At 70.6% G+C, this 4085-nt stretch carries 3 protein-coding genes; 2 read left to right on the top strand and 1 reads right to left on the bottom strand.

Annotation, left to right across the window (positions count from 1 at the left end):
* Positions 1-191 precede the first annotated feature (191 nt).
* Entirely contained in the window at positions 192-1880 is a 1689-nt protein-coding gene (locus tag ACSNOC_RS27155; protein WP_436750228.1) for an FAD-dependent oxidoreductase, read from the bottom strand.
* A 557-nt stretch (positions 1881-2437) separates the two neighbouring features.
* Here ACSNOC_RS27155 and ACSNOC_RS27150 point away from each other — a divergent pair.
* Both ACSNOC_RS27150 and ACSNOC_RS27145 read left to right on the top strand, forming a co-directional pair.
* Complete coding sequence (locus ACSNOC_RS27150; protein ID WP_436750227.1) at positions 2438-3151, top strand: tRNA-dependent cyclodipeptide synthase; 714 nt, start codon at positions 2438-2440, stop codon at positions 3149-3151.
* A partial coding sequence (locus ACSNOC_RS27145; RefSeq protein ID WP_436750226.1) for a phytoene/squalene synthase family protein occupies positions 3138-4085 on the top strand: 948 nt, incomplete at its 3' end. The genes ACSNOC_RS27150 and ACSNOC_RS27145, both read left to right, overlap by 14 nt.

The raw sequence follows: 4085 nt of genomic DNA, 5'->3' as shown, positions 1-4085 counted from the left end.
GTCCCCGGGGTGCTCCGCGACGCCGGGTGCCGGGTCATGCCCCGGTCCCGACTCGGCGCCGTCCTGGTCCTTCCGCACGGCGTCGGCTTCCGCAAGCTCGTCCCGGACTCGCGCGGCCCGCGCACCCGGCTGTCCGGCGCGGCGCGCCGGGGGCACCCAACGGGCGAACCCGGGCGCGCCACGGAACGACGTCAGCGGCGCAGCGCGGCGGGGGCGTCGGCGGGCACGACGGGGTTGCGGGGCGGGACCGGGTCCAGCCGCCGGTACGGCTCGCCCTGCGCCGGGCGCGGGTCGGGCTCGCCCTTGTTCGGCCAGAAGGAGAAGGCGCGTTCGGCCTGCGCGGTGATGGTCAGGGACGGGTTGACCCCGAGGTTGGCCGAGATGGCGGCGCCGTCCACCACCGATATGCCGGGGTGGCCGAAGATCCGGTGGTACGGGTCGATCACGCCCTCCTCGGCGCTGGCACCGATGGCGGCGCCGCCGAGGAAGTGGGCGGTGAGCGGGATGTTGAACACCTCGCTCCACGTGCCGCCCGCGACGCCGCCGATGTGCTCGGCCACCCGCTGGTTGGCCTCGTAACCGGCCCTGATGAACGACGGGTTGGGCTCGCCGTGGCCCTGCTTGGACGCCATCTTCCGCCGCCCGAAGATGGTCCGCTTGGTGAACGTGGTGATGGAGTTGTCCAGGCTCTGCATCACCAGCAGGATCACCGTGCGCTCGCTCCAGCGGTAGCCGTGCGCCACCCTCACGGTCTGCAACGGGTGCCGCAGCGCCTGGAACAGCACCTGCAGCAGGCGCGGCGTGCGCCGGTCGCCGTCGGAGGACAGGGTCTGCAACAGGCTGATGGCGTTGCTGCCCTTGCCGTAACGCACCGGCTCGATATGGGTGTTGGGGTCCGGGTGGAACGAGGAGGTGATGGCCACCCCGCGCGAGAAGTCCCGGTCCGGATCGACCTTGGTGCGCGCGGCGCCGATGATCGCCTCGGAGTTGGTGCGGGTGAACTCGCCGAGCCGCGGCGACAGCCGGGGCAGGGCGCCGGTGTCGCGCAGCTTGTGCAGCAGCGTCTGCGTTCCCCAGGTCCCGGCGGCCAGCACGACCTTGCCCGCGGTGAACTCCCGCCGCCCGCGCCGGAACAGGCCGCCGGTGGCGCGGGTGGAGACGGTGAACGTGCCGTCCGGCCGTTCCCGCACGTCGGTCACCGTGGTGAGCGGCAGCACGGTCGCCCCGGCGCGCTCCGCGAGGTACAGGTAGTTCTTGACCATGGTGTTCTTGGCGCCCACCCGGCAGCCGGTCATACAGGCGCCGCACTCGGTGCAGCCGGTGCGCTCGGGCCCGACCCCGCCGAAGTACGGGTCGGGGGCGCGTTCCCCGGGCTTGCCGAAGTAGATCCCCAGCGGCGTGGGGTGGAAGGTGTCCCCGACGCCCATGTCGGCGGCCACCTTCTGGATCACCTCGTCCGAGGGCGTGGTCGCCGGCCGGGTGACGACGCCGAGCATGCGGCTGGCCTGGTTGTAGTGGGCGGCCAGCTCCGACTCCCAGTCGGTGATGTGCGCCCACTGCCCGTCCTCGTAGAACGGCTTCAGGGGCCGGTACAGCGTGTTGGCGTACACCAGCGACCCGCCGCCGACTCCGGCGCCGGCCATCACCATCACGTTGTTCAGCAGGTGCAGCCGCTGAATGCCGAAGAACCCGAGCCTGGGTGCCCACAGGTAACGCCGCAGATTCCACGAGGTCTTGGCGAATTCGTCATCGGCGAACCGCCGCCCCGCCTCGATCACCGCGACGCGGTACCCCTTTTCACTCAGCCGGAGTGCGGCGACACTGCCGCCGAACCCCGAACCGACAACGATCACATCGAAATCCGGCTCAACGCCTGCCATCGCCCAGACCCGTCCTCACGGCTCGGAAACCAGGATCGTTGATGCTACGCGGCACCCCCGGGGAAGGGCATGACGCAGAACACAGTTGCGCCCCCGCTGCGCATCCCGCCCCCGCACCCCCGCACCGCGATGACAAACCGCAGGTCAGCACCGTGTGACGCGGCGCTGCTGTCCCTCGACGTGGAGCGGCCCGAAGACCTCGCGGGACAACGAGGCATGGATCGCCCGTTCCCCGAGATCGTGGTCCTCCAGGACCACTTCGCCCCGTCGAGGTACGCGAGAGGGAGACGGTCGACCGGGCCTGGCCACGGCGGCCCGCTGCTGCCGGACGTCCCCACCTCGTCCAGGCCGCACGCCCTGAAGCACTCCCAGCCCTCCGGCGGCATATATTCCGAAAAGCCGAATTCACGAAAATGAACTGACCATCATCCGAGGCGCCTTCACCCGACCACACGCGGGCGTACGCTTCCCCGCGCCCTGGGAACAGGAAATCTTCGCCGCGAGACTGAAAGGAGCAGTGCCGAGCCGGTCGATCGCACACCTCGGAGGTAGCATTCGTGGAATTCACCGGCACGCCCCTGACACCGAATTGTGCCCGGGTCTTTTCCGCGCGGGTGCACGCCGTGGTGGGGATCAGCCTGGGAAACAGTTACTTCAGGGGCGAGGTGCTGTGCGGGCTTCTCCGGTGGCTGGGCAGACGGTTCCAGCGCCTCGACATAGTGATCCCGGACTCCTCCTTCCGCGACAACCTGCTGGTCACCGGACGCTCCGCGGAGTACGCGGAGGAGAAGACGGCCCGGGAAGCGGGCACCGCCCGGCGCCGGGCCCTGCGCTCGTGGCAGCGGGCGGGCCTCCCCTCACCCGCGGAGCCGCACCTGCACCTGCTGTCCGAGCTCGCCGGCAGCCACGTGTACCGCGCCCTGCGCCGGCGCGTGGACGAGGCGCTGGCGACGGACCCCACGCTCCACGAGACATGCCTGGACATGAGCACGGCCGCGTTGCGTTCCCACCTCGGCGGAGCGATGCCGTCACCGGCGCAGGCGGAGGCGGGACTTCAGTACCTCGCGGCCGAACTCCCCTTCTTCATCGGGTCCGCCGACGTCTTCGACGTCTCCTCGTCGGTGTGCTTCTACCACCGGCCGGTTCCGGTGGCCGAGCTTCTCTTCGCCCGCAGAGGCCGTCTGCGGCCCTCGCTCTCCCAGGGATACGCACTGATCCGCCCGGTGCGGCTCCCCTCCACCGAGGGAGACACCACGCGTGTTCACGCATGAACTGGCCTCCGCCGGACTGCGGAATTCCGAGATGACCGCGGCCTACGCCGCCTGCGGCCGGTATCTGGCCCGGCGCAATTGCGCGGCGTTCCCCGTGGCGCGTTTCCTGCTGCCGCCCGGCAAGCGCCCCTACTACGACGCGATGCTCGCGTTCTGCGGTTACGCGGACGACCTGCTCGACACCACGGACGGCACCGCGTCCGAGCGCGGCGACAGATTCGACGCGTTCCAGGCGGAGTTCTTCCGCCGGCTCACCGACCCCCCGGACGCCCCTCCCCCGGCCGACCGGGCGGCACTGATCTGCCGGGCCCTCGCCCACACGGTCCGGACCTGGGACATGGACGTGAACCGCATCCGGCGCTTCCTCACCACACTCCGCACCGACCTCGACACCACCACCTACCGGACGTTCGAGGACCTCGAGCGGTACATGAGCTCCGTCAGCGGCGACATGAGCATCTGGGTGAACACCCTGCTCGAACCCCGGGACGACGAGGCCGCCGAGAAGGCGGTCGCCCTCGGCTACGGCGTCTACATGCTGGACTTCCTCCAGGACGTCTCCGAAGACATCGCCCTCGGCCGCGTCTACCTCCCCCTCGCCGACCTCGAACGCCACGGGGTGTCCCACGACGACCTCGCCACCGCGGCGGCCCACCGACGCATGACCGCCCCCCTGCGCGAGGCCGTCCGCTTCCAGACCGACCGCATCCAGGGCTTCTTCCGGCAGGCGGACGGATGGCACCACCACGTCCACCCCTCGGGCCGCGAACTACCCCGCCAGTACCTGACCCTGGGCCGCAACGCCCTCAACGGCCTGCTCCGCGACAACTACGACATCTTCCGCCGCCGCCCCACGACCCGCCTCACCACGACAACCCGCGCCCTGACCACAACAACACTCTCCTACCTCCGCGCCACCACATCCCGCCGCACC

Source organism: Streptomyces sp. URMC 129 (assembly GCF_051386415.1).
Lineage (GTDB): Bacteria > Actinomycetota > Actinomycetes > Streptomycetales > Streptomycetaceae > Streptomyces.
Note: the sequence above shows the minus strand (reverse complement) of the source record. Positions and strands in the feature narration are given on the sequence as shown.